This window comes from Microbacterium enclense, assembly GCF_001456955.1.
GTDB classification, from domain to species: Bacteria; Actinomycetota; Actinomycetes; order Actinomycetales; family Microbacteriaceae; genus Microbacterium; species Microbacterium enclense.
Genome location: NZ_KQ758471.1, coordinates 124,447 through 150,137, shown reverse-complemented (window position 1 = coordinate 150,137; position 25,691 = coordinate 124,447). Strand labels below are relative to the sequence as shown.

Annotated in this window: 20 protein-coding genes and 1 other RNA gene; 16 read left to right on the top strand and 5 right to left on the bottom strand. The window is 71.0% G+C overall.

Features of this window, described 5'->3' with window-relative positions; genetic code table 11:
- Positions 1-153 precede the first annotated feature (153 nt).
- From AS029_RS10800 to AS029_RS10775, 6 genes are all read left to right on the top strand, one after another.
- Positions 154-1,086 carry an ROK family protein gene (locus AS029_RS10800; protein ID WP_058232608.1) on the top strand — a complete coding sequence of 311 codons (933 nt, stop codon included), beginning with the start codon at positions 154-156 and terminating at the stop codon, positions 1,084-1,086.
- Positions 1,011-2,468 (top strand): ROK family transcriptional regulator, encoded by a 1,458-nt coding sequence (locus tag AS029_RS10795; protein ID WP_323339580.1) that lies wholly within the window; start codon positions 1,011-1,013, stop codon positions 2,466-2,468. Before AS029_RS10800 ends, AS029_RS10795 begins: the two co-directional genes overlap by 76 nt.
- 137 nt (positions 2,469-2,605) lie before the next feature.
- Positions 2,606-3,964, top strand: a complete 1,359-nt coding sequence (locus AS029_RS10790; RefSeq protein WP_058232606.1) for an extracellular solute-binding protein — start codon at positions 2,606-2,608, stop codon at positions 3,962-3,964.
- A gap of 2 nt (positions 3,965-3,966) precedes the next feature.
- Positions 3,967-4,899 carry a carbohydrate ABC transporter permease gene (locus AS029_RS10785; protein WP_058232605.1) on the top strand — a complete coding sequence of 311 codons (933 nt, stop codon included), beginning with the start codon at positions 3,967-3,969 and terminating at the stop codon, positions 4,897-4,899.
- 58 nt (positions 4,900-4,957) lie between these two features.
- Positions 4,958-5,872 (top strand): carbohydrate ABC transporter permease, encoded by a 915-nt coding sequence (locus AS029_RS10780; protein ID WP_058232604.1) that lies wholly within the window; start codon positions 4,958-4,960, stop codon positions 5,870-5,872.
- A gap of 37 nt (positions 5,873-5,909) precedes the next feature.
- Positions 5,910-8,936 (top strand): alpha-mannosidase, encoded by a 3,027-nt coding sequence (locus AS029_RS10775; RefSeq protein WP_058232603.1) that lies wholly within the window; start codon positions 5,910-5,912, stop codon positions 8,934-8,936.
- 264 nt (positions 8,937-9,200) lie between these two features.
- On the opposite strand, the gene AS029_RS10770 is transcribed toward AS029_RS10775, so the two are convergent.
- The 3 genes from AS029_RS10770 to AS029_RS10760 all read right to left on the bottom strand — a co-directional run bounded on the left by AS029_RS10770 (position 9,201) and on the right by AS029_RS10760 (position 13,303).
- Positions 9,201-9,689, bottom strand: a complete 489-nt coding sequence (locus AS029_RS10770; RefSeq protein ID WP_058232602.1) for a hypothetical protein — start codon at positions 9,687-9,689, stop codon at positions 9,201-9,203.
- A 4-nt stretch (positions 9,690-9,693) separates the two neighbouring features.
- Positions 9,694-11,751 (bottom strand): primary-amine oxidase, encoded by a 2,058-nt coding sequence (locus AS029_RS10765; protein WP_058232601.1) that lies wholly within the window; start codon positions 11,749-11,751, stop codon positions 9,694-9,696.
- 76 nt (positions 11,752-11,827) lie between these two features.
- Entirely contained in the window at positions 11,828-13,303 is a 1,476-nt protein-coding gene (locus tag AS029_RS10760; protein ID WP_058232600.1) for an APC family permease, read from the bottom strand.
- 232 nt (positions 13,304-13,535) lie between these two features.
- Here AS029_RS10760 and AS029_RS10755 point away from each other — a divergent pair, with 232 nt between their 5' ends.
- The 3 genes from AS029_RS10755 (at position 13,536) to ffs (ending at position 15,843) form a co-directional block, all read left to right on the top strand.
- Positions 13,536-15,035, top strand: coding sequence for an APC family permease (locus AS029_RS10755; protein ID WP_058232599.1), 1,500 nt, complete (start codon positions 13,536-13,538; stop codon positions 15,033-15,035).
- Positions 15,028-15,726: a helix-turn-helix domain-containing protein gene (locus tag AS029_RS10750; protein WP_058232598.1), complete on the top strand. Its 699-nt coding sequence runs from the start codon at positions 15,028-15,030 to the stop codon at positions 15,724-15,726. The genes AS029_RS10755 and AS029_RS10750 overlap by 8 nt, the downstream gene beginning before the upstream one ends.
- Before the next feature lie 20 nt (positions 15,727-15,746).
- Positions 15,747-15,843, top strand: an RNA gene (gene ffs / locus AS029_RS16955) — signal recognition particle sRNA small type.
- 94 nt (positions 15,844-15,937) lie between these two features.
- Here ffs and AS029_RS10745 read toward each other — a convergent pair.
- Positions 15,938-16,942 (bottom strand): LacI family DNA-binding transcriptional regulator, encoded by a 1,005-nt coding sequence (locus tag AS029_RS10745; protein WP_308222134.1) that lies wholly within the window; start codon positions 16,940-16,942, stop codon positions 15,938-15,940.
- A gap of 165 nt (positions 16,943-17,107) precedes the next feature.
- On the opposite strand from AS029_RS10745, the gene AS029_RS10740 reads away from it, so the two are divergent.
- The 5 genes from AS029_RS10740 (at position 17,108) to AS029_RS10720 (ending at position 21,323) form a co-directional block, all read left to right on the top strand.
- The gene (locus AS029_RS10740; protein WP_058232596.1) at positions 17,108-18,217 is read left to right on the top strand and encodes a substrate-binding domain-containing protein; all 1,110 of its coding nucleotides are present in this window, start codon (positions 17,108-17,110) and stop codon (positions 18,215-18,217) included.
- Positions 18,218-18,278: 61 nt separating this feature from the next.
- On the top strand, positions 18,279-19,328 hold the full coding sequence (locus AS029_RS10735; protein WP_058232595.1) for an ABC transporter permease: 1,050 nt from the start codon (positions 18,279-18,281) through the stop codon (positions 19,326-19,328).
- Positions 19,325-20,104 (top strand): ATP-binding cassette domain-containing protein, encoded by a 780-nt coding sequence (locus AS029_RS10730; RefSeq protein WP_139168091.1) that lies wholly within the window; start codon positions 19,325-19,327, stop codon positions 20,102-20,104. Before AS029_RS10735 ends, AS029_RS10730 begins: the two co-directional genes overlap by 4 nt.
- Positions 20,101-20,397, top strand: a complete 297-nt coding sequence (locus AS029_RS10725) for a putative quinol monooxygenase (RefSeq protein WP_058232593.1) — start codon at positions 20,101-20,103, stop codon at positions 20,395-20,397. Before AS029_RS10730 ends, AS029_RS10725 begins: the two co-directional genes overlap by 4 nt.
- The gene (locus AS029_RS10720; protein ID WP_058232592.1) at positions 20,394-21,323 is read left to right on the top strand and encodes a carbohydrate kinase family protein; all 930 of its coding nucleotides are present in this window, start codon (positions 20,394-20,396) and stop codon (positions 21,321-21,323) included. The genes AS029_RS10725 and AS029_RS10720 overlap by 4 nt, the downstream gene beginning before the upstream one ends.
- A gap of 56 nt (positions 21,324-21,379) precedes the next feature.
- Here AS029_RS10720 and AS029_RS10715 read toward each other — a convergent pair whose 3' ends face one another.
- A complete protein-coding gene (locus tag AS029_RS10715; RefSeq protein ID WP_058232591.1) occupies positions 21,380-22,048 on the bottom strand; it encodes an NUDIX domain-containing protein in 669 nt (222 codons plus the stop codon).
- An 88-nt stretch (positions 22,049-22,136) separates the two neighbouring features.
- On the opposite strand from AS029_RS10715, the gene pta reads away from it, so the two are divergent.
- Complete coding sequence (gene pta, locus AS029_RS10710; protein WP_058232590.1) at positions 22,137-24,311, top strand: phosphate acetyltransferase; 2,175 nt, start codon at positions 22,137-22,139, stop codon at positions 24,309-24,311.
- Positions 24,308-25,558 carry an acetate/propionate family kinase gene (locus tag AS029_RS10705; protein ID WP_058232589.1) on the top strand — a complete coding sequence of 417 codons (1,251 nt, stop codon included), beginning with the start codon at positions 24,308-24,310 and terminating at the stop codon, positions 25,556-25,558. Before pta ends, AS029_RS10705 begins: the two co-directional genes overlap by 4 nt.
- Positions 25,559-25,691: the final 133 nt, after the last annotated feature.

Below are 25,691 nucleotides of genomic sequence, written 5' to 3'. Positions count from 1 at the left end.
GTGGGGCGGCGGGGCGCATCATCGCCGCCGTGACCTGATCGTAACCCGCGCCAGGACGGCGGAGGTCGGGATTGCACCGGCCCACAGGGATCACTCGGCCGATGCGCCGGCCCCTAGGATCGGGGAGCGTTGGTCCACCCGAGGAGCCCGCGCATGCCCGATGCCACCCCGTCCCTGCCCGCCTACACCCACGTGCTCGCCGTCGACATCGGCGGCACGAAGGTCGATGCGGCCGTCGTGTCGATCGACGGGGAGGTCGTCCGCGAGAGCGTCTCGCGCCGCACGACCGGGCGTGCGGCCGACCGCGCCGAGATCGCCCGCAACGTGCGCGACGCCGCCGAGGCGGCCCTCGCGGCCGCACCCGATGCGCGCGTCGGGGCCATCGGCGTCGGTAGTGCGGGTCCGGTCGACCTGCCGTCGCGCTCGGTCTCGCCGCTGAACCTGCCGCTGGCCGCGGGACTGTCGATCGACGACGTGCTCGGCGGCCTGGTCGACGGCCCGATCCACCTCGCCCTCGATGGCACGTGCATCGCGCTCGCCGAGCACTGGCGGGGCGCCCTGGTGGGGGCCGACGACGCGATGGCGATCGTCGTGTCCACCGGCGTCGGCGGCGGATTCGTGCTGGGCGGTCGCCCCGTGACGGGCGCCAGCGGCAACGCGGGACACCTCGGCCAGACGTTCGTGCGCACGATCGAGGGCGACGAGGTCGTGGCATCCACCCTCGAAGCGGTCGCGGCCGGCCCCGGAACCGTCGCCTGGGCCCAGGCGCAGGGCTGGGTGGGCGAGACCGGTCTCGACCTCGCCGCCTCGCACGCGGCCGGCGACGAGATCGCGATCGCGGCGGTCCGCCGTTCGGCAAGCGCGGTGGGGCAGGCCATCGCCGCCGCGGCGACCCTGTGCGACCTCGAGGCCGTCGCCATCGCGGGCGGCTTCTCGCACGTGGCGCCCGACTACATCGACCAGGTGCGGGAGGCCGCGCAAACGGCGGCGCTGCACACCTACGCGAAGCGGTGCCGCATCGTCGGCTCGGGCCTCGACGGCGACGGACCGCTGCTGGGCGCGGCCGCCCTCGCGCTGCAGTCCTGAGCTCGCTGTCCGCTGCAACCACGGGTGCCGGTGCCCCTGCGGCGCACGTGTGCGTCGCGGGCGCCGGCACCCGCTGCCCGGCCGTGCACGCGCCTGCGCGGCCCGGGCACCGCGTGCGGCGGGCGTACTCTGAAAGCGAGGGCCGCGCCGCGGACCGGCGAACGAAGGCGGGGGCCATGCGTACGGGATCCAACCTGCCCGCGGTCGGGGAGTACAACCAGACGCTGGTGCTCGACCTCATCCGGCGTTCCCCCGAGGGCCTCAGCCGCGTCGAGCTCTCGGCCCGCACGGGTCTCAGCGCGCAGACGCTCAGCAACGTCACGCGACGCCTCGCCGACGAGGGGCTCATCGCCGAGGCGGGCAAGGTCATCTCCGGCCCCGGCAAGCCCCGCACGCTGCTGAAGCTCGAGCCCCGCTCCCGCTTCGCCGTCGGCGTTCACCTCGACCCCGTCGTCGACACGATCGTCGTGGTCGACATGGCGGGCGAGGTCATCGTGCACGACGAGATCCCGCGCACCCCGCACGCCTCCGCGGCGGAGCTGGTGGGTGCCGTGGCCGCGGCCGTCGACGCCATCGTGGCGCGCGCCGGCATCCCGCGCGAGCTCGTCCTCGGCGTAGGCGTCGCCGCGCCCGGGCCGTTCGATGCGCGCGGCGGTCGGCTGCTCGATCCGCCGCTGCTGCCGCAGTGGCACAACGTCAACGTGCGCGAAGACCTCGGGGCGGCGACGGGTCTTCCGGTCATCGTCGAGAAGGACGTGACCGCGGCGATGGTCGGCGAGATGTGGTTCGACCGCTCCGATGCCCTCACGGACGCGATGTTCCTGTACTACGGCGCCGGTGTCGGTCTCGGCGTGGCGATCGCGGGCGCACCGGTGCGCGGGCGCACCGGCAACGCCGGTGGTATCGCGCACGTCGTGGTCGACCCCGATGGGCCTGTCTGCGAGTGCGGCTCCCGGGGCTGCCTGGGGGTGTCGATCGAGCCGCGGGTGCTGCTGGCCGAGGCGGGGTACGACGCGGCCGCCACGGGCGACACGCGTCCCGACCTCGACCGGCTCGTGGACGACGCGCGTCACGGGCAGTCGCGAGCCGTCGGCGTGCTGGAGCGGGCGGGGGAGCGGATCGCTCGCGCCCTCGTGGTGACCAACAACCTGCTCGACGTCGACGAGGTGGTGCTGGGCGGCCCCGTCTGGGAACGCCTCGCCGTGGTCCTGGGCGACACCGTGGCGGAGCGGGTCGCCACCGACCCGGTGTCGACGTCCACCCGAGCGATCGCCGTGCGGCGCTCGCTGGTCGGACTCGACGTCGCCGCCGTCGGAGCCGCCTGCCTGATGCTCGACGGGGCGTTCGCGGCGCGACCAGCTCGCATGATGATCGCCCTCTGAGGCGATTTTCCGCGGCTCATAGCGGCCCGTGTCTGGATCGTTACCGATAGCCGGCCTGCGCGACTTGCCGAGTTAGTCCATTTGATTTATAAAAGTTCCTGGCGACGAGGTGTCTCCACCCGAGCAAGGGAGCTTCCATGAAGAAACTGACGATGGCGACCGGTCTTCTGACCGCCACCGCCCTGACCGTGGCTCTGGCCGGCTGCTCCGGTGGCAGCGCCGATGCGGGCGACGGAAAGACCATCCGCGTGGCGTACCAGACCACGGCGACGTTCAACGCGATGCAGACGCTCATGGAGAACGCCAAGAAGCAGTACGAGGCCGCGCACGAGGGCATGACCGTCGAGCTCGTCCCGATCCAGGCCGAGGGCGCCGACTACTACACGAAGCTCGCGCTGATGAACAAGTCGGCGAGCACCGCTCCCGACGTCCAGTACGAAGACACCTTCAAGATCCAGTCCGACGCGGCCGCCGGCTACCTCCTGCCCCTCGACGACTACCTCGCGAAGTGGGACGACTGGTCGCAGTTCGCCGAGGGTGCCAAGCAGGCCGGCCTCGGTGCCGACGGCAAGACCTACGGCGTCTCGCTGGGAACCGACACGCGCGGCCTCTGGTACAACAAGGAGATCTTCGCCAATGCCGGCATCTCCGTGCCGTGGCAGCCGAAGACCTGGGACGACGTGCTGTCGGCCGCCGAGAAGGTCAAGGCGTCGACCCCCGACGTCATCCCCTTCAACATCTACTCCGGCAAGGCCGCCGGTGAGGCCGCCTCCATGCAGGGCCTCGAAATGCTGCTCTACGGCACCGAAGACACCCTCTACGACACCGAAAGCAAGAAGTGGGTCGTGGGCAGCCAGGGCTTCAAGGACTCGCTGCAGTTCGTCTCCGACGTCTACCAGGGCGGCCTCGGACCCTCGCTGCAGCAGGCGCTCGACCCCAACATCTTCACCAGCGTGACCGCCGACTGGCTGCCCTCCGGCAAGCTCGCCATGGCGCTCGACGGCTCGTGGCAGTCGGCCGCGTGGGTCGACGGCGGCTCCGCCCCGTGGGCCGAGTGGAACGACACCCTCGGCATCGCCGCCATGCCCACGCAGGACGGCCAGGCCCCGGGCGCGACCAGCATGTCGGGCGGCTGGACCCTCGCCATCGGCAAGAACACCAAGAACGCCGACGCCGCATGGGACTTCCTTTCCACCGCCGTCGACAAGGACAACGCCACCGCTTTCAGCATCGACAACAGCCAGATCGCGGTACGCGCCGACGTCGCGAAGTCGAGCGAGTACCTCGACGCCAACCCGAGCTTCGCGACCTTCTCGAGCTTCGTCGACACCACGCACTTCCGCCCCGCGACCGAGGACTACGACAAGATCTCGAACCAGATCCAGGTCGCCATGGAAGCCGTCATGACCGGCCAGTCCAGCGTCTCCGACGCGGCCGCCGCCTACGACCAGGCCGTCATCGGCATCGTGGGCGAAGAGAACACCCAGAAGGGCTGATCATGACCGCCCTGGCTTCCCCCGGGGCGACCGGAACCGGCCGGGGGTCGCGCGCGAAGACGCGCGGCCTCCGGTCGTCAGCCCGGGCGCTCCCCCTCCTGCCGGCAGCCCTGCTGCTGGCCGTGTTCCTGCTCGGCCCGATCCTCGTGTCGCTGTGGGGCTCTCTCACGAACGCGACGCTGTCGGGCTCGACCGCCGTCGCGAGCGAGTTCATCGGCTTCGACAACTACACCCAGCTGTTCAAGGCCGCCGACTTCCCCGTCTCGGTCATCAACACGATCGTGTTCGTGTTCTTCTCCGCCGTGATCGGGCAGAACGTGCTCGGTCTCGTCCTCGCACTCATGATGCGCTCGGGCAACCGCGTCGTCACCGCCGTCGTCGGCACCATCGTCGTCACGGCGTGGGTGCTCCCCGAGATCGTCGCCGCGTTCGCCGCCTACGCCTTCTTCCGCGACAACGGCACGCTCAACGCCATCCTCGCCCTCTTCGGTGCGGAGCCGGTGAGCTGGCTGTTCACGATGCCCGTGCTGATGGTCATCCTCGCCAACATCTGGCGCGGAACGGCGTTCTCGATGATGGTCTACTCCGCGGCCCTCGCCGACGTGCCGCCCGAGATCACCGAGGCCGCCGAGGTCGACGGTGCCAGCGGCATCAAGCGCCTCTTCTTCATCACCATCCCGATGATCCGCTCCACCATCGGCACCAACTCGATGATCGTGACGCTGCAGACCCTGTCGGTCTTCACGCTGATCTTCGTCATGACCGGCGGCGGCCCGGGCACCGCGAGCACCACGCTGCCGATCCTCGCCTACCAGCAGGGTCTGAAGTTCGGCGAGCTGGGCTACGGCACGGCCATCGCCACGATCATGCTGCTCATCGGTGCGGTGTTCTCCTTCTTCTACGTCCGCGCCCTGCGCGAGGAGGTGTCGTCGTGAGTGCCATCACAGGTGTGTCCTCCTTCTTCTCCGTCCGCACCCACGAGGAGGTCTCGTCATGAGCGCCACCACGACCCTCCCCGAGGTCACCGGCTCCCGCGCCCGTTCCGCCGCGCGCCCGGCCAAGCGCACCAAGGCCTCGCTGTCATCGCCGCGCACCCGCGCCCTGCGGGTGCTGAGCAACACGCTGCTGATCGTCATCGGCATCCTGTTCGTGGTGCCGCTGATCTGGCTCGTCACGGCGTCGCTCGACGCGCAGCCGACGCTGGCGATCAAGATGCCCGAGGTCGTCACCCTCGACAACTTCGCGGCCGTCATGAAGCCCGACCTGCTGTTCCTGCCGCTGTGGAACAGCGTGCTGCTCGCCGGCGGCACCGCCGTCGCGACCGTCGTGCTCGCCTCGCTCGCCGCGTATCCGCTCTCGCGCTACAAGATGCGCGTGGGCAAGCCCTTCCTGTACGCCGTGCTGTTCGGCACGTGCCTGCCGATCACCGCGATCATGGTGCCGGTCTACAGCCTGTTCGTGCAGCTGAACCTCATCGACTCCGTCGGCGGCACCATCCTCTTCCTCACCGCGAGCGCGCTGCCGATCGCGATCTGGATGATGAAGAACTTCATGGACGGCGTGCCCGTCGAGCTCGAGCACGCGGCCTGGATGGACGGCGCCGGCTCCATGCGCACCCTCGTGCAGATCGTGCTCCCGCTCATGCGGCCCGGCATCGCGGTCGTGTTCATCTTCACGTTCATCCAGGCGTGGGGGAACTTCTTCGTGCCCTTCGTGCTGCTGCTCAGCCCCGACTACCAGCCGGCGGCCGTGAGCATCTTCAACTTCTTCGGGTCTTTCGGCGCCGTGGCCTACGGCCAGCTCGCCGCGTACTCGATCGTCTACTCCCTGCCCGTCCTCGGCCTGTACGTGCTCGTGCAGCGCGGCCTCGGTGGCCCGTCGGCACTCGCCGGCGCCGTCAAGGGCTGATCCCCTCTCGCCAGCTCCCCCCAGCAAGGAACCCTTCATGCACGATCGCACCGCGCTCATCGAGATGCGCATCGAACGCTTCATCCGCGAGCGTCTCGCCCCCGCCGTCTACCGCACCCGCCACCCCCTCGACATCTCGGCCTGGGAGGCTCCGGGCGAGCCCGTGACCTTCGGCGAGGCGCAGGATGCCGACTACCGCCCCTTCGCCATCGGCACGCCGTGGGGTCGGGCGTGGGGAACCACCTGGTTCGCCGTCGCGGGCGAGATCCCGGCCGACTGGCGTGACGCAGCGGGCGCCCTGCCCGAGGGAACCGTCGCCGAGCTCGTCATCGACCTCGGCTTCACCGCGGGACAGAGCGGCTTCCAGTGCGAGGCGCTCGTGTGGAACCGTCAGGGCGCGCCCATCAAGGGCGTGTCCCCGTTCAACAACGCCACCCCGGCGGCGATCGACGCCGACGGCCGCGTCGACGTGCTGGTCGAGGCCGCCTCCAATCCCGACGTCGGCAGCCTCTTCACGTTCGAGCCGACTCCGGTGGGCGACCCCGCCACCGCGGGCGACGCTCCTCTCTATGTGCTGCGCGACATGTCGATCGGCCTGCGCGACCTCGCGGTGTGGGACCTGCTGCAGGACTTCCGCCTGCTCCACGGCCTGATCGCCGAGCTCGACGCCACCTCCGCGCGCCGTGCGACCCTGCTCGAGGCGATGGATGCCGCGATCGACGCGGTCGATCCCCACGACGTCGCCGGCTCCGCACAGGCCGGTCGCGACGTGCTCGCGCCGCTCATGGCCGCACCCGCGGCATCCAGTGCCCACGTGCTGCACGCCGTCGGACACGCCCACATCGACTCGGCGTGGCTCTGGCCCGTGCGCGAGACCGCCCGAAAGGTCTCGCGCACGTTCAGCAACGTGCTCTCGCTCATGGACGAGGACCCCGAGTTCGTCTTCGCCAGCTCGTCGGCGCAGCAGTTCGCGTGGATGAAGGAGCACTACCCGGCGCTCTGGGAGCGCCTGAAGGCACGCGTCGCCGAGGGCCGCTTCGTGCCCGTGGGCGGCATGTGGGTCGAGTCCGACACCAACATGGTCGGCGGCGAAGCCATGGCCCGTCAGTTCGTCGAGGGCAAGACGTTCTTCCTCGACGAGTTCGGCATCGACACCGAAGAGGTGTGGCTGCCCGACTCGTTCGGCTACAGCGGCGCCCTCCCGCAGATCATGAAGGCCGCCGGTGCCCGCTGGTTCCTCACCCAGAAGATCTCGTGGAACGAGACCAACCGCATCCCGCACCACACCTTCCGCTGGGAGGGCATCGACGGCTCGCGCATCTTCACGCACTTCCCGCCGGTCGACAAGTACAACTCCGAGGTCACCGCGGCCGACCTCGCGCACGCCGAGCGCAACTTCTCCGACAAGGGGCGCGCCCGCACCTCGCTCCTGCCGTACGGCTTCGGCGACGGCGGCGGCGGACCCACGCGCGAGATGACCGCGACGATCGCCCGCACGCACTCGCTCGAGGGCGCGCCGGTCGTGAAGCACTCCACTCCGCGAGACTTCTTCGAGACCGCCGAGGCGGAGTACGCCGACCCGGCCGTATGGGCGGGGGAGCTGTACCTCGAGTTCCACCGCGGCACGTACACCAGCCAGCTGCGCACCAAGCAGGGCAACCGCCGCAGCGAGCACCTGCTGCGCGAGGCCGAGCTGTGGGCGGCGACCGCGACCGTGCGCACGGGGGCCGAGTACCCCGCCGACACCTTCCAGCGCCTGTGGCGTCTGGTGCTGCTGCAGCAGTTCCACGACATCCTCCCCGGCACCTCGATCGCCTGGGTGCACCGGGATGCCGAGCGCAACTACGAGGCCATCGCGGCCGAGCTCGAGCAGGTCATCGAGGCCAGCCTGCGCGCCCTCGTCGGCACGGGGGAGCGCGCCGTCGTGGCCAACGCCGCCCCGCACGGCCGGGCGGGAGCCCCCGCGCTCGCCATCGCCCCGGCCGCGGCGTCCGGCGACGTCACGCCGCGGGCCGAGGGCGACGGCTGGGTGCTCGACAACGGCATCGTGCGCGCCGAGGTCGACGGGCGCGGGCTCATCACCTCGCTCGTGGATCTGGCATCCGGTCGCGAAGCGGTCCCCGCCGGCCAGGTCGCGGGCCAGTTCGAGATCTTCCGCGACACCCCCACCCAGTGGGACGCGTGGGACATCGACGAGACCTACCGCCGTCACGCCACGGCCCTCGAGGCGGCCGACCGGGTCGTGCTCGACGGCGACGCGATCGTCGTCGAGCGCACCGTGGGCGACTCCACCATCGCGCAGCGCATCGCGCTCGCCGAGGGCTCCCGCACGGTGCGCCTGTCGCTCGACGTCGACTGGCACGAGCAGCAGAAGCTGCTCAAGCTCCGCGTGCCCGTCGACGTGCACACCGACCGCGCGGCATCCGAGATCCAATTCGGTCACATCGTGCGCCCGACCCACACGAACACGTCGTGGGATTCGGCGCGCTTCGAGACCGCTGCGCACCGGTGGGTCCGCGTCGCCGAGACCGGGTTCGGCGTCGCCGTCACGAACGACTCGACCTACGGCCACGACATCACGCGCCACGAGCGCGCGGCCGGCGGCACGTACTCGCTCGTGCGGCTGTCGATCATCCGTTCGGCGATGTTCCCCGACCCGGGCCAGGACCAGGGCGCGCACCACCTCGAGGTGGGCATCGTCGTGGGCGCCGAGGTCGTGGATGCCGTCGCCGAGGGCTACCGGACGAACCTGCCCGAGCGTGTCGTGACCGACGCCGCCGAGGAGTCGGTCGAGCCGCTGGTTGCGATCGACCAGCCCGGCGTGGTCGTCGAGGCGATCAAGCTCGCGCAGGACGGCTCCGGAGACGTCATCGTGCGTCTGTACGAGGCCCTCGGCCAGCGCGCGCACGCGTGCCTCCGGGCCGGGTTCGACCTCACGGGCGTCGCCGAGACCGATCTGCTCGAGCGCGAGGTCGACGCCGCCGCGGTGTCGACCGTGTCGGGCGGCGCGGTCGAGCTCGACCTGCGTCCCTTCCAGCTGGTGACGCTGCGCCTGACGCGCTGATCACGCGCGCGAGCGAGCGCGCACGAGACGACGGTGCGGCCGAGGAGTGTCCTCGGCCGCACTGTCGGTTGAGGATGCGCGCGCAACAGGGGTCGTGCGCCGGTGATCGGGGGGAGAGGGTGGGGCGAGCGGAGGACGAATCTCGTCATTGCGCCCTCCGCCCGTCCCTGATCCTCCGCCCGTCACCGTCGCGACGCGCTCAGCGCGGTCGCCGTCACCGTCTCGACGCGCTCGGCGCCGGGGGAGCGAGAGCTCGGCCGCGGCTCAGACGGACGCCGCGGCCATGAGCAGCACGGATGCGCCCATCGCCGCGATCTGCGCGCGGTCGAGCCGCGCGGGCATGCGCCGCGCGGCCAAGGCCGACAGGCCGATGTAGCCGACCACGGCGCCGATGAGCACGGGCGCCAGGGCCGGACCGTGCGCATGCGCGGTGGTGTGCCCGCCCATGCCCAGCTGCAGGCCGGCCATGACGACCATCCCGAGCGTGGTGTGCACCGTCATGAGCGCGGGCACGCGCGGCGCCCGCCGCTGCCGCGGACGTCGCCGGACGGCGAGCGCGAGTGCGGCGATGAGAAGCAGAGCCGTCCAGTACACCGGCGCGACGATGCCCGACACGGCGGCATCCATCATCGCGAGCAGCATCAGCACGGATGCCACGACCTCGGGCGGCCGCACCCGCGCGCGGTCGGCTGCCAGACAGCAGGCGCCGACCGCGGCGGGGGCGACCGCCCAGGCGTGGAGGATCTCGCTCATCGGTTCAACAGTGGTGCGCGCCGGCGTGCCCGTCGTGCCCGTGCGCGCCGTGCTCGTGACCGTGCGCGCCGGATGCCGGCGCGGCGTCCGCGTGCGGCCCGTGCCCGTGCCCGTCGGCGTGGGCCATGGGTGCGCAGTGCGTGTTCGCGGGCGCCGGCACGTTCAGCACGGGGTTGCGCTCGAAGAAGTTGTACGGCTTGAGCGTGAACTTGGCGTAGTCCATGGGCATGACCGGCCAGTCCTCGTTGCGCGGGAAGTGCGTGAGCCCGAACGTGTGCCACAGCACGAGGTCCTCGCCGACGAGCGGTTCGTCGCCGGCGATGAAGGCGGGGATGCCGGCGCCGCCCGGGTGCTGGTTGACGAAGTCGCCCGCGGCGTAGCGCTCGTCGGGGTCGTACTTCGTGACGAACAGGTTCTTCGTCGCGAACGCCGCGCGGGCCGCGATCGATGAGGCGTCGTCGGCCAGGAGCACCGGCGTCTCGGTGGGGAACAGCATGTACGACGTCGCCTGACCCCGCTCGGTGGTCTTCTCGGTCGACGCGATCTGCCACACGCGGTTCACCGCGCCATCCGCGATGCGTCCCGACACCTTCTCGCTCGTGATCGGGGTCACCCTCTTGGTGAAGGCGTTCCCGGCGGGGTTTCCGGCCGAGATCGGCACGCGCACCGCGTCGATCTCGTTGACGACGTTCGCGACCCCGTCGACGGTCATGTCGAGCCGCGCCGAGAAGAGGTGCTGGTGGTACGGCGCACCGAGTCCCGGAGCGACCTCCGAGGCGAAGGGGTAGTCCTCACCCGGGTGGGCGGAGGTGAACAGGATGCCGGTGAGCTTCGCCTCGCACTCGATGGTGCCGTCGAGGTAGAGGTACCAGTAGAAGCCGTAGTCGTAGTTGCCGACGGTGGTGAAGAACGAGATGACGAGCCGCCGCGAGCGGCGCACCTCGCTCGACCCCGTGAAGATGTCGGTGTGCTTCCAGAGGGTGCCGAAGTCCTCCTCGTGCATGCACACGGCGTTGCGTACGGTGCGCGGCATCCCGTTCTCGTCCGCGAGCGTCGCGTCGACGTAGGTGATGTCGCCCACGCAGTCGCACCCGAGCTCGAGCTCGTTCGTGTAGCGACCGAAGAGGTACTCGCCGGTGTCGAAGTAGTTCTGCCAGAAGCGGTTGGGGGCGGGGTCGGCGTAGGGGACGACCATCTCGCTGATCGAGCCGCGGTACATCACCGGACGACCGGCGAACGACAGCTGGCGCAGGATGAGTCCCTCGCGGGTGTCGAAGCCGATGCGCAGGTCCCACTCGCCCCAGGTGACGTGCTCGCCGTCGACGGTGAAGCTCGAGCCCTCGGGCTGCGTGATGACGATCGGCTTCAGTCCCTCGAGCGGCGGGCCCTGCAGGTCGGGGTCGTCGAAATTGCCGTGCGTCTCGGGCACGGTGAAGCCGGGGGTGTCGACGATCTCGATGACGGCGCGTGCCGCGACGTCGATATAGGCGGTGAGGCCGTCGACGGGGTGCGCCCACGGGTGGTCGGCAGGGTGGTCCTGACGGAACGCGAAGGTGCGCAGCACCCGCCGCCCCACCTCGTTCTCGTAGCCGTAGTGGCCGGCCGAGAGCGGCACGAGCACGACGTCGGCGGTCGTCAGGCCGCGCGCGGCCAGGGCGGCGACCCACTCCGCACTCTCGTTCGCGATGACCCCGACCTCCTCGAACTCCGCGTCGAGGATCGGGAGCTGCCCGTCGGAGCCGTCGAGCTCGGTCGAGCGCAGCACCTCGCCGGTGGCGAGCGAGACGACGAGGTCGAGGGAGTGGGCCGTGCGCAGGTTCAGCAGCTGCACGCGGGCGCGCCGCGCGGGAAGGGCTCCCTCGCCGCGCTCCCACGCGAGCACCTCGCTCTTGGGTGCTTCCTCGAGGCCGACGTAGGCGAAGCGGGTGGCTTCGTCGATGTCGTCGATGCCCGAGACGATCGTGTGGACGGCGGTGATCTCGGCGGGGGAGAGCGATGCCAGGGGGTGGGCCGGCGCCGCGGGGGCGGTGAAGGCGGTGGTGGTCGGGTCGGTGAGCGTCATGATGTCTCTCTCGGGTGGAACGGGGGTCGGATCGAGCGGAAGGGATGCCGCGGCGCCGGGGCCGCGGCATCCCGGATCACCCGGCGATGGCGTCGGTGAGCTTGGCGTAGGCGGTGGGACGGCGGCGACGGATCCACGCGGCCTGGGCGTATCCGAAGGCGGGGACGGCGACCACGAGGGCGAGGAGCGCCCACGTCACGGCGCCGAAGGTCGGTGCGCCCGCGGCGTCGACGTCGCCCACCATCACGGGGAAGTACGCGACGATCACGACGGCCGAGATCGCGAGCCCCACGAAGCCCAGCGCCGGGGCGATCATCGTGTTCCAGGGGCGCCGGTCCTGCCGGTTGCGCGTGAAATAGACGATCACGGCGATCGAGGTCACGGCCATCAGAACGACGATGGCCACGGTGGCGACGCCGGAGAGCCAGGTGAACACCTGCAGCAGCGGGTCGAGTCCGAGCAGGGCGAAGGCCGCGAGCAGAACGCCCGCGGTCGCGGTCTGCACGAGCGACGACACGTGCGGCGAGAGGTGCCGCGCGTGCACGCCCGACACCGATTCAGGCAGGACCCCGGCGGTCGACATCGCGTGCTGGTAGCGCGTCAGGACGTTGTGGAACGACAGCACGCACGCGAACATCGACGTCAGCAGCAGCACGTTCACGACGACCTCGCCGACGGTTCCGAGGTAGGTCGCCACGGTGCGCAACATCAGGGTCGCGGGGTTCTCGGCCGCGGCGGCGAGGACGCCGTTCGGGCCCCAGGCCATCACGAGTCCCCACGTCGACAGCGTGTAGAAGACGCCGATGCCGATGACCGCGCCGTAGGTCGCGCGGGGGATCGTGCGGTCGGGGTCGCGCGCCTCGTCGCGGAAGATCGCGGTGGCCTCGAACCCGATGAAGGCGGCGATGGCGAACATGAGCCCCACCCCGGGCGAGCCGCTCGCGATGTTCGCGGGCTCGAAGGGCGCGAGGCTCAGCCCCTCCGGACCGCCGTCGAGCATCACCGCGCCGACGAGGACGAGCACGATCGCGACCTCCGCGATCAGCAGGATGCCGAGCACCTTGCTCGACAGATCGATGTGGCGGTAGCCCAGCACCCCGACCAGGGCGACGGTGGCGAGCGCGTAGAGCCACCACGGAAGGTCGGGCCCGCCCACCGACACGACGGTGATCTCGAGCAGGTACCCGACGTATCCGTACACCGCGACCTGGATCGTCGTGTAGGTCAGGACGGCGGTCCAGGCCGCGGCCAGGCCGGACGGGCGTCCCAGGCCGTAGCCGATGTAGGTGAAGAAGGCGCCCGGGCGGGGGACGTGCCGGGTCATCGCGGCGAGGCCGACGGCGAACAGCAGCAGGATGACGGCGCTGACGGCGTACAGGGCGGGATACCCCACCCCGTTTCCGATCAGGATGCCGAGGGGTCCGGCGCCGCCGACGACGGTGAGCGGCGATGCGGCGGCGACCACCATGAAGATGATCGCCGTGACACCGAGGGAGCCCTGCAACGTCCGCTTCGCCGACGTCGCCACCCCCTTCGACTCGAGCTGGGTCATGTGGATTCCTCCGGGATTCGGGTGAGACGGGATTCGGGTGGGGGAGCGCGGTTCGTGAGTCGAGGTTCCCGCGGCGCCGTTGCCGGGTCGTGTTGTCGTCGTGAAGGTGCGACCTCGCCGAGTGAGACGCGCACCCGAGGGGTGTCTCACTCGGGGTCACGCGCTCGAAACATGCGGGTCGCCGGGGTGCAACGCCCGGCGCGTACGGTCGGCACCACCCGACGGAGACCACGTGACTGCACTCGCCCGCGCCATCGCGCGCCCCGCTCCCGTCGCCGGTTTCGGCGACCGTTCCCCCCTCCACGGACTCGAGCGGCGCCGCATCGGAGTCGTCGATCTCGCGGCCCAATCGGTCGCGGCGGTCGCCCCGGCCGCGGCGGCGACGACGGTCGTGCTGCTGGTGGCGGGCTTCGCCCCCGGCGCGACGGTCGCCGCGATCGTGGCCGCGGCGATCCTGAGCCTCGGCGTCGCCCGCACGATCTCGCAGTTCGCACGCCGCTTCGCCGCCACCGGGGCGCTGTACACCTACACCGCTCGGGGTCTGGGCACCCGGGCGGGGCTCGCGGCGGGGGCGGCGATCCTCACGGGCTACGGCGCGGTGGCCATGTTCGCGCTGCTCGGCGGCGCGTACTACGCCACCTACCTGGCGGCGGGGCTGTGGCCGTCGATCGACCGGGCGCTCGTCACCGCGCTCTTCGTCGTGGGGCAGGGCGTTCTCGTCGCGTTGGTGCTCGTGCGCGGCATCCGGATCTCCGCTCGCGCGGCGCTCGTCGTCGAGTCGCTGTCGGTCGCGCTCATCGTGGTCCTCCTCGTCGTGCTCCTGGTGAAGATCGGGCCCATCGACCTGACGGCGATCGCGGGAACCGGTGGCGCCGCGCTCGATCCGACCGCGTTCGCGGCGGCCGCCGTGATCGCGCTGACGGCGTTCGTCGGGTTCGAGTCCGCGGCCACGCTCAGCGTCGAATCGGTGTCGCCGCTGCGCAACGTCCCTCGCGCGATCACCGGCACCGTGGTGTTCTCAGGGCTCCTCTACGTGCTCGCCGCGGTGACCCAGGTCGCCGGCTTCGACGCGCTGGGCGCCGATCTCGCCGCCAGCGCCTCACCGGTCAACGAGCTCGCCGAAGCGTACGGCCTCGGCGGCTGGGGGGTCGTCGCCGATCTCGGGATCGCCGCATCGTTCCTCGCCTGCGCGATCGGCACGACCACCGCGCTCGTTCGGGTGCTCTTCGCGCTGAGCCGCGACGGCGTGCTGCCGGCGGCGGTCGGTCGCACCCACCCGCGTTTCGGAACCCCCGCGGCGGCGGTCGCCGCGGCGCTGCCGCTCATCACCGCAGTGCCGGTGCTCGTCGTGGCCGCGGGAATCGACACGCGCGACGCGATGCACGTCACGATCGGGGTGGGGGCCGCGGGCTACATCGTCGCCTACATCCTCGTGTGCGTCGCCGCGCCCATCTTCCTGCGCCGCATCGGCGAGTCGACGGTCGGCGTCACGGTGGTCGCCGGGGTCTCGGCGCTCGCGCTCGCCGCCGCGCTCGTGTCGTTCCTGGTCGACGACGGCTCCGCCGGGGGGACGGTCGTCACGATCGTCGCGGGGCTGGCCGTCGTGTCCGGCGCCCTCGTCGCGATCCTCCGTCGGCGTCACGGGCCGGGGGCGCTCGGGGTCTACGACGAGCCGGTCGCGGCGCAGGTTCTCGGGGGAGTGGTGTCGCCGCGGCATCCCGACCATGCGTGAGCAGCCGGCGCTCGCGGCGCGACAGCCGGGCGCCGTCCACTCCGCGCTGGCCGTGCTCGAAGCCGTCGCCCAGCTCGGCGCCGGGGTGAGCGCCCAGCGCCTGTCTGCGGAGCTCGGTCTGCCGCGCGCGACGACGTACCGGCTCGTGAACCTCCTCGTCGAGGACGAGTATCTCGTGCGCACGCCGGATCTCGCCGGCTTCGCCCTGGGGGCGAAGGTGGCGCAGCTCGCCGCCGTCGTCGCTCCGCCGGCGCGGCTGTCGTCGGCTGCCCGGGCGGTCCTCGCCGAGGCGCGCTCGACCGTGCGCGGCGGGGTGCACGTGGCGCTGTTCGTCGACGGGCGGGTCGCGGTCGTCGACGCCGATCCCGACTTCCCCCTGTCGGACGAGGCGCGCCTCGCCCGTGAGCCGGCCCGTTACGCGCTCGGCCGGCTCATGCTGCTGTCCCGGGGCGACCGGGGCTTAGCCGAACTCGACCGTGCGCGGGACGACCTCGCGCGGTGGGGCGCGACACGCCAGAGCGGAGAGCTGGCCGCGGCCTCGGGGTGCCTCGCGGTGCCGATCCGCGACGCGAGTGGCGCCGCCGCGGGAGCCTTGGCTTTCTCGGGGCCGCGGCACCGCGTCGATGATCCCGATGACGTGCTGTCGGCGCTGCGTCCGGCGGCCGACGCCCTCGCCCCGCTGTTGGTGTGACGCGCATCGGGTAAGCTGTTCACGGCTCTCCGCGTGGCGGCATCCAGGCCAACTCCCCCAGGACGGAAACGTAGCAAGGGTAACCAGGCTCTACCGGGTGCGCGGAGGGTCTTTTCTTTGCCCGCGAACGGGCCTCGCGCCACTGCGTCGCCGCTCACCTCGGGCGTATCCCGCCGGAGCGGCGGAACGCCTCACGCCGTCGCGTCGCCGCTCACCTCGGGCGTATCTCGCCCGAGCCGCGGGGGATGAGGTCGACGGGCACGACCACGCGCCGGGGTGACATCCGCGCGACGCCGTCGAGGGTCTCGAACAGCATCTGCGCCGCGCGCACGCCGATCTCCTGCGGACGCTGCGCGATGACGCTGATGCCGGGTTCCATCAGATCGGCGAGGTCGACGTCGTCGAAGCCGATCAGGGCGACGTCGTGATGCCGGCCGAGGCGGCGCAGGGCGTGCACCGCGCCGATCGTGATGAGGTTCTGCCCGCTGACGATCGCCGTGGGGGGCGTGGGCAACGCCATGAGCTCGAGCACCGCGCGCTCCGCGGCGGCCTGGTCGACGAGGTCGCGCACGATGAGCGTCGACGATTCGGCGAGACCGAACTCGCCGGTGGCCTGGCGGAAGCCCCGCTCGCGCTCGCGGGCCGACCAGATGTCGTACCGGTCGAGCAGCAGGGCGACCGTGCGGTGCCCGTACCCCAGCACGTGGCGCGTCGCCAGGGCGGTGCCGCCGACGTTGTCGGCGTGCACGAGGTCGGCGTCGAGGTCGGACGGCTCGCGGTCGATGAACACCACCGGCATCGTCTCGGGGACGAGCTCGCGCAGGTAGCTCTGGCTCTCGGCGATGCAGGTGAGGATGAGGCCGTCGACCTTGCGACGCACGAACGCCCCGACCGCGGCGACCTCCCGGTCGGGATCGTCATCGAGGCTCGAGGCGAACACCGCGACGTCGCGATGGATCGCGAGATCCTCGATCGCGCGGTGGATCGTCGCCGAGAACGGGTTCGCCACATTTCCCAGGAGCAGGCCGAGCGTCTGCGTCCGCGTCATGGTGCGACGCAGGTTCGCGGCGTACGCGTCAGGTTCCCACTGCAGCTCGGCGATCGAGGCGCGGATGCGCGCGGCCGTCGCCTTCGCCACGTTGGGCTCGTTGTTGATGACGCGCGAGACGGTCTTGATCCCGACGCCGGCGTGCTGGGCGACGTCTCGGATGGTCACGGATGACCCACGGCCGTCGGGTCTGCCTGATAACGGTGTCATCGTCGAGACCTCGTTCCATCGTTGGTGGTTGCACTCTACAAGCAAGTGGAGTACACCTGTCACTGACACCGTTGTCAGTCCGGTTTCGACAGAGCAGTCTCCAACCACAGAAGGATCACACCAATGCCGCTGCACCCTAAGTACCGCGCCATTCTCGCCACCGTCTCCCTCTCCGCCGTGGCGGCCCTCTCGCTCGCCGGGTGCTCGTCGCCCGCCGGCTCCGCGACGTCCGCCGCACCCGCCGGCGCCGACGAGCAGGTCGGCGTCACGCTGATCGTCAAGACCACGAGCAACCCGTTCTTCGTCTCGATGGAAGAGGCGGCCCAGGCGGATGCCGAGAAGGCGAACGTCAAGCTCACGCTCGCGGCCGGCAAGAAGGACGGCGACACCGACAGCCAGATCCAGGCCATCGAGAACGCCATCTCGCGCGGCGACAAGGGCATCCTGATCACGCCGAACGGTCCCGCTGTCATCAACGAGATCGCCAAGGCCCGCAAAGCCGGCCTCTACGTCATCGCCCTCGACACCGTGCCCGACCCGGCGGACTCCGTCGACATCACCTTCGCCACCGACAACTTCGCCGCGGGCGAGCTGATCGGCAAATGGACCGCCGAGAAGCTGGCCGGCCAGACGGCGAACATCGCCATGCTCGACCTCTTCAGCGACCAGATCGTCACCGTCGACACCGCCCGCGACCAGGGCTTCCTCTCGGGCATGGGCATCGAGGTGCCCGACCCCAGCAAGAACGGTTCGGAAGCGCCCTCGGGCACGTACACCGGCGGCAAGGGCGGCTCGTACACGATCGCCGGTCACCAGGCCACGCAGGGCGCGGAGGACGGCGGACGCTCCGCGATGGAGACGCTGCTGTCGAAGGACCCGAACATCAACGTCGTCTACACGATCAACGAGCCCGCCGCGTACGGCGCCTACCAGGCGTTGAAGGCGGCCGGCAAGGAGAAGGACGTCATCATCGTCTCCGTCGACGGCGGCTGCACCGGCGTCGGCTACGTCAAGGACGGCATCATCGGCGCCACCGCGCAGCAGTACCCCTCCAAGATGGCGTCGCTCGGCATGGAGGCCATCGCCGACATCGCCCGCGGCGGCGAGGCTCCGACGCCCACCGACGGCCTCGACTTCTTCAGCACCGGCCAGCAGCTCGTCACCGACCAGCCGCAGACGGGTCTGGAGAGCCTCACGTCCGCCGACGCCGCCAGCACCTGCTGGGGCAAGTGATCACCCGGGGGCGCGCCGCGAGGCGCGCCCCCGACCTTCACCCGCGACCGGGAAGACCCTCATGTCTCAGACGCCCACCAGTTCCCAGGCCACTCCGCCCACCTCGACGCTGCACCTCGCCGACGAGTTCATCGCGCGTCAGACGCCGATGCAGCGGGTGCGCAACGTCCTCTACCGCTACCCGGCCATCAGCCCGGCCATCGTGCTCGTCGTCGCCGTCATCGTCTTCGGCGTGATCAATCCGCGATTCCTGGCCCCGGCCAACCTCTCGCTCATCACCCAGCAGGTCGCCGTCATCGGCACGCTGGGCGTCGCGCAGACCCTCGTCATCCTCACCGCCGGCATCGACCTGTCGGTCGGGGCGGCGATGATCCTCAGCTCGGTCGTGATGGGCAACGCCGCCGCCGGTCTCGGCGTCCCGGGTCCTCTCGCCCTGGTGATCGGTCTCATCGCCGGAGTCGTGACCGGTCTGGTCAACGGCATCCTGGTGACCCGACTGAATCTGCCGCCGTTCATCGTGACGCTCGGCACGCTCAGCATCTTCACCGCCCTGTTGCTTTTGCTCTCCAACGGCGCGACCGTACAGGGCAGCGACCTGCCCGAGATCCTCACCTTCACGGGCACGACGTTCCACATCGGCGTCGACGTCACCTTCGGGGTGTTCCTGATGATCCTCGTCTACGCCGTCGTGGCGTACGCGCTGGGCCGCACGGCCTGGGGCCGCCACGTCTACGCCGTCGGCGACGACAAGGAGGCCGCCCGACTCAGCGGCATCCGCGTGAACCGCGTGCTCCTGAGCGTCTACCTCGCCGCGGGCGCCATCGTCGCGGTCGCCGCGTGGATCCAGATCGGGCGCGACTTCGGCTCCAGCCCCAACGCCGCCGTCGACGCCAACCTCAACGCGATCACCGCCGTGGTGATCGGCGGCATCAGCCTCTTCGGCGGACGCGGCAACGTCTGGGGCACCCTGCTGGGCGCGCTCATCGTCGGCGTGTTCCGCAACGGTCTCGCCCTCGCCGGCCTCGACGTGCTGTACCAGACCCTCGCCGTCGGCATCCTCGTGATCGTCGCCGTCTCGATCGACCAGTGGATTCGGAAGGTTCGCAAGTGAACGCCGCAGCAACCGACACGCGCACGCCCGTCCTCTCGGCAAAGCGCCTCGTCAAGACCTACGGACACGTCGTCGGCCTCGACGGCGTGAGCCTCGACCTCTACGCCGGCGAGGTGCTCGCCATCATCGGCGACAACGGTGCCGGCAAGACCACGCTCATCAAGTGCCTCACGGGCGCCGAGATCCCCGACGGGGGCGAGTTGAGCCTCGACGGCAAGCCCGTCCACTTCCGTCGTCCCCAGGACGCCCGGGATGCCGGGATCGAGACGGTCTACCAGTCGCTCGCGGTCTCGCCCGCGCTCGACGTGGCGGCCAACATGTACCTCGGTCGCGAGATCCGGCGTCCGGGACCGCTCGGGTCGGTCTTCCGCATGCTCGACACCAAGACCATGCGCAAGAACGCCCGCGCCGAACTCACGCGCCTCGGGATCTCGACGCTGCAGGACGTCACGGTCGCCATCGAGAACCTCTCCGGCGGGCAGCGTCAGGCCGTCGCGGTGGCCCGCGCGGCCGCCTTCGGCTCGAAGGTCGTCGTGCTCGACGAGCCCACCGCCGCCCTCGGCGTACGCGAGAGCAACCAGGTGCTCGAGCTCATCAAGCGTCTGCGCGACAACGGCGTGCCGGTGATCCTGATCAGCCACAACATGCCGCACGTGTTCGAGGTCGCCGACCGCATCCACATTCAGCGTCTGGGCAAGCGCGCCGGTACCATCACGCCGACCTCGCACACCATGAGCGAGGCCGTGGCCATCATGACGGGCGCGCAGAAACTGTGACCGGCAAGTACCTGTACGCGCAGTTCACCGCGGAGGAGGGCGCGGGCGACACCGTCGCCGCGCTCCTCCGCGGGTACGGCGAGGCCGTCTCGGCCGAACCCGGCAACGTGCGCTTCGACGCCCACCGTCTCGCCGACGACCCGCGGAGCTTCTTCGTCTACGAGGAGTACGTCGATGACGCCGCGTTCCAGGCGCACCTCGGCACGGAGCACTGCGCCGCCTTCAACCGGGCGTTCGCGCCCCACGTGGTCGGTGGCGCGTCCACGCTGACGTGGTTGAATCCGGTGTCATGAGCCATTCCCTTCCCCCGGCCCGGGCCCTCGTCATCGGTGAGGCGCTCATCGACATCGTCGACCGCGAGGGGGTCGAGAGCGAACACGTGGGCGGCAGTCCGCTGAACGTGGCCGTGGGCTTGTCTCGCCTCGGCATCGAGACGACCTTCGCCACCGAGTTCGCCGACGACGAGCGGGGCCGGCTCATCGCCGACCACGTCGAGCGCTCCCACGTCGCCGTCGAGCAGACGGCGGCCCCGACGCGCACCTCGACCGCCCGCGCACGGATCGCGGCCGACGGCTCCGCCACGTACGACTTCGATCTGACGTGGGAGTTCGCCCGCCCACCGCGCGCCGACGGCTTCGACATCGTGCACGTCGGTTCGGTCGGCGCGCTGCGGCCGCCGGGGGCCGACCGCGTGCTCGCGCTGGTGGAGGCACTGCCGCGCGACGTGCTCGTCAGCTTCGACCCCAACGTGCGGCCCGCCCTGCTCCCCCCGGCATCCGAGACCCGCGAGCTCGTGCACCGCTACGCCGCCCGGGCCGACGTGGTGAAGCTGAGCGACGAGGATGCCGAGTGGCTCTATCCCGATGACCCCGAGTCGGCGGCTGCCCGGCTGCTCGAGCAGGGTGCGTCGATCGTCGTGGTCACCCGGGGCGGGCAGGGGAGCACCCTGTCCACCTCGGCCGGTGAGTTCCGCGTCCCCCCGCACACGGTCGACGTCGTCGACACGATCGGCGCGGGCGACTCGTACATGTCCGGTCTCGTCGCCGCACTCGCGCAGCGGATCGGGGTCGATCGCGTCGTCGCCGGGCGCATCGACCTCGACGAGCTCGAGGGGGTGGGTCGCGTTGCTGCGCTGGCGGCGGGCATCACCGTCAGCCGCGCGGGAGCCGCCCCGCCCACGACGGCGGAGCTCGACGCGGTCGCGCCGCAGAGCGCCTGACCCGCACCGGCGCGACGCCACCTCAACCAGAGGGCGTCGCGCCGGGGCACGGCTCGTCAGCTTCGCGCGAAGGGCCCGTCGAGCACCGCCCACTGCAGCAGCATGATGGTCTTGGCATCCTGGATCGCGCCGCTGCGGATCATCGACAGGGCGGTGTCGATGCCGTACTCGAGGATCTCGATCTCCTCGCCCTCCTCGATGAGACCGCCGCGGTCGCCTTCGCGCGCGGCGCCGTCGTACGCGGCGGCGTAGAAGTGCAGGCGCTCGGTGACCGAACCCGGGCTCATGTAGACGTCGAAGACGTGCTGCACCTCGTCGACGCGCACGCCCGTCTCCTCCTCGGCCTCGCGGCGGATCGCCGTGAGCGGATCGTCGTCGTCGAGCAGCCCCGCCGCGGTCTCGATGAGCATGCCGTCGGGGTGGTCGTTGACGTACACGGGGTAGCGGAACTGGCGCGTGAGCAGGACCGTGCGTCGCGCGGGGTCGTACAGCAGGATGGTCGCGCCGTTGCCGCGGTCGTACGTCTCGCGCGTCTGCGTCACCCACTCGCCGTCGTCGCCGCGGTAGCGGAACGTCGTCGCCCGCAGCACGTGCCAGCCGGCGGCGAGCAGCTCGACGCCCGTCACCTCGACGCGGGGGTTGCGGTCGAGGTCGCGGCCGGTGAGGTGCAGGCCGGTGCGACCGCGGTGGTCGGGGACGGTGGTGCCGGGTGTCGGGGTGCTCACCGTCGTGAGCCTAGACGCGCCCGTCCTGATCACTCGACGCCGAAGCAACCCCGGGGCGATGTCGGGGGCTCGCACTAGCCTGGAACGCGTGACGCAGAGCATCTACATCACGTCGGCCGAAGGTCATTCGGGCAAGTCCTCCGTGGCGCTGGGCGTGCTCGACGCGCTCAGTCGCGTCACCCCGCGCGCGGGGGTGTTCCGGCCCATCGCGCGCTCCACGGCCGAGCGCGACTACGTGCTCGAGATGCTGCTCGACCACGACAGTGTCGACCTCGCGTACGACGACTGCGTCGGCGTGACCTACGACGACGTGCGCGACGACGCCGACGCGGCGCTCGCGCGCATCGTCGAGCGCTACAAGGCGGTCGAGGCCCAGTGCGACGCCGTCGTCATCATCGGCAGCGACTACACCGACGTCGGCAGCCCCGCCGAGCTCGCCTACAACGCCCGCATCGCCGCCAACCTCGGCGCCCCCGTGCTGCTGGTGCTCGGCGGCCGTGCGCAGCAGGGGCACAGCGAGACGCTCGGACTCTCCGTCGCCCGCACCCCGCAAGAGGTCGGCCAGATCGCCTCCCTCGCCATCTCCGAGCTGCAGCACGAGCGCGCGGCGCTCTTCGCCGTCATCGCCAACCGTGCCGACGCCGATCGCCTCGACGAGGTCGTGGCATCCGTCCGTCAGGTGGTCGACGCGGCCGGGGCCGGCGGTGCCGCCGAGCGCCGCAGCGTTCCCGTCTGGGCTCTGCCCGAAGACCGCTTCCTCATCGCTCCGTCGATGCGGGGCGTGCTGCGCTCGGTCGAGGGCGAGCTCATCAAAGGTGACCCGGCGCTGCTGACCCGCGAGGTGCTCGGCGTGGTCGTCGCGGGCATGTCGATGGTCAACGTTCTGCCGCGGCTGAAGGAGTCGGCGGTCGTCGTCATCCCGGCCGATCGTTCCGAGGTGCTGCTCGCGGCTCTCCTCGCCAACGCGTCGGGCACCTTCCCGTCGCTGGCCGGCATCGTGCTCAACGGCGGATTCGAGCTGCCCGACGCGATCGTGCGGCTCATCGACGGACTCGGTTCGCCGTTGCCGATCATCGCCACCGACCTCGGCACCTACGACACCGCCGTGCGCATCATGAACACGCGCGGTCGCCTCGCCGCCGACTCGCAGCACCGGTACGACACCGCCCTGGCGCTGTTCGAGCGGCACGTCGACACCGAGCAGCTCACGCGCGAACTCGGTGTCGCCCGCCCGAGCGTGGTCACCCCGCTGATGTTCGAGTACGGCCTCGTCGACCGGGCCCGCACCGACAAGCGCCGCATCGTGCTGCCCGAGGGCAATGACGACCGCGTGCTCCGGGCGGCGGCGACCGTGCTCGCGCGCGGCATCGCCGACCTGACGATCCTCGGCGAGCCGATCGAGGTGCGCGGTCGCGCCATCGAGCTCGGCATCGACATCCGCGACGCCGAGGTGCTCAGCCCCTTCGACGCCGTCCACGTCGAGAAGTTCGCCACCGAGTACGCCCGCCTCCGCGCGCACAAGGGCGTCACCCACGCCCAGGCCGCCGATACGGTGACCGACGTGTCGTACTTCGGCACGCTCATGGTGCACCTGGGCCTCGCCGACGGCATGGTCTCGGGTGCGGCTCACACGACCGCCCACACCATCCGCCCCGCGTTCGAGATCATCAAGACCGCGCCTGGCGTCTCGGTCGTCTCCAGCGTCTTCCTGATGGCGCTGGCCGATCGCGTGCTCGTCTACGGCGACTGCGCGGTCATCCCCGACCCCACCAGCGAGCAGCTCGCCGACATCGCCGTGTCATCGGCCGCGACCGCCGAGCAGTTCGGCATCGACCCGCGCGTGGCGATGCTGTCGTACTCGACGGGCGAGTCCGGCACCGGCGCCGACGTCGAGAAGGTGCGCACCGCGACCGCCCTCGTCCGCGAGCGAGCCCCCGAGCTGCTCGTCGAAGGTCCGATCCAATACGACGCGGCCGCCGACGCCGCGGTGGCGAAGGCCAAGATGCCCGGTTCCGAGGTGGCGGGCCGCGCCACGGTGTTCGTCTTCCCCGATCTCAACACGGGCAACAACACCTACAAGGCCGTGCAGCGCTCGGCCGGCGCCGTCGCCATCGGGCCGGTGCTGCAGGGCCTAAACAAGCCCATCAACGACCTGTCGCGCGGCGCCCTCGTCGACGACATCGTCAACACCATCGCGATCACCGCGATCCAGGCCCAGGGCGGCTCCTCCGCGGCCGCCCCCGCAGAAGGGAACGGCAAGTGAGCGTCGTCCTCGTCGTCAACAGCGGCTCGTCGTCGTTCAAGTACCAGCTGCTCGACATGCAGCACGAGCAGGTGCTCGCGTCTGGCCTCGTCGAGCGCATCGGCGACCCTTCGACAGGCTCGGGGACCGGGGGAACGGCGACGCACACGGTGAAGGCGGCAGCTCTCGCCGCTCCCGACGCGCCGGCGCCCGCGGTGACAGACGCCACGTACACGATCGAGCGCGTGATCCCGGATCACACGGCCGGTTTCGCGGTCATGCTCGAGGCCTTCGCCGCGCACGGACCCTCGCTCGACGCGCACGCGCCGGTCGCCGTCGGCCACCGCGTCGTGCACGGCGGCGCGCGGTTCTTCGCGCCCACCGTCGTCACCCCGCTCGTCGAAATCAACATCGACGAGCTGTCGGTGCTCGCGCCCCTCCACAACCCGGCCAACCTGGCGGGCATCGTGGCGGCCAAGAAGGCGTTCCCCGACGTCCCGCACGTCGCGGTCTTCGACACCGCCTTCCACCAGTCGCTCGCGCCCGAGGCGTACACGTACGCCATCGACCGCGAGGTCGCCGAGGCGCACCGCATCCGCCGTTACGGCTTCCACGGCACGAGCCACAAGTTCGTCAGCGAGGCCGCCGCCGCCTTCGTCGGTCGCCCGCTCGGCGAGCTGAAGCAGATCGTCTTCCACCTCGGCAACGGCGCATCGGTGACGGCGATCGAGGGTGGGCGCTCGGTCGACACCTCGATGGGGCTCACCCCGCTCGAGGGCCTCGTCATGGGCACGCGCTCCGGCGACCTCGACCCGGCCGTGCTGCTCCAGCTCGCACGTCGCGCCGACATGTCGATCGCCGACCTCGACACCCTGCTCAACAAGCGCTCGGGGCTCAAGGGTCTGGCCGGGGTCAGCGACATGCGCGATATCGGCGAGCGACGGGATGCCGGTGACCCGGCCGCCCAGCTCGCCTTCGACGTCTACATCCACCGCCTGCGCGCCTACGCGGGCGCGTACCTCGCGCAGCTCGACGGTGTCGACGTCATCTCGTTCACCGCCGGGGTGGGCGAGAACTCCATCCGCGTGCGCGAGGAGGCCATGGCGACCCTCGGCTTCGCCGGCGTCGAGATCGATCCCGAGCGCAACGCGCGACGCGAGCGCGGCATCCGTCGCATCTCCACCGACGCCTCGCGCGTGATCGTGCTCGTCGTCCCCACCGACGAAGAGCTCGAGATCGCCCGGCAGACGCTGTCGGTCGCGACCTGACGACGCTCGGTGCCGAACCGCCTTACCGACCTGAACGACGCGGCGCCAGAATCGACTCCGGCGAGGGGCTCGCCGCTACTGTGAGACACGGCGCGCAGGCGCCGCCTCGACCCACCGCGCGACCAGGAGTTCA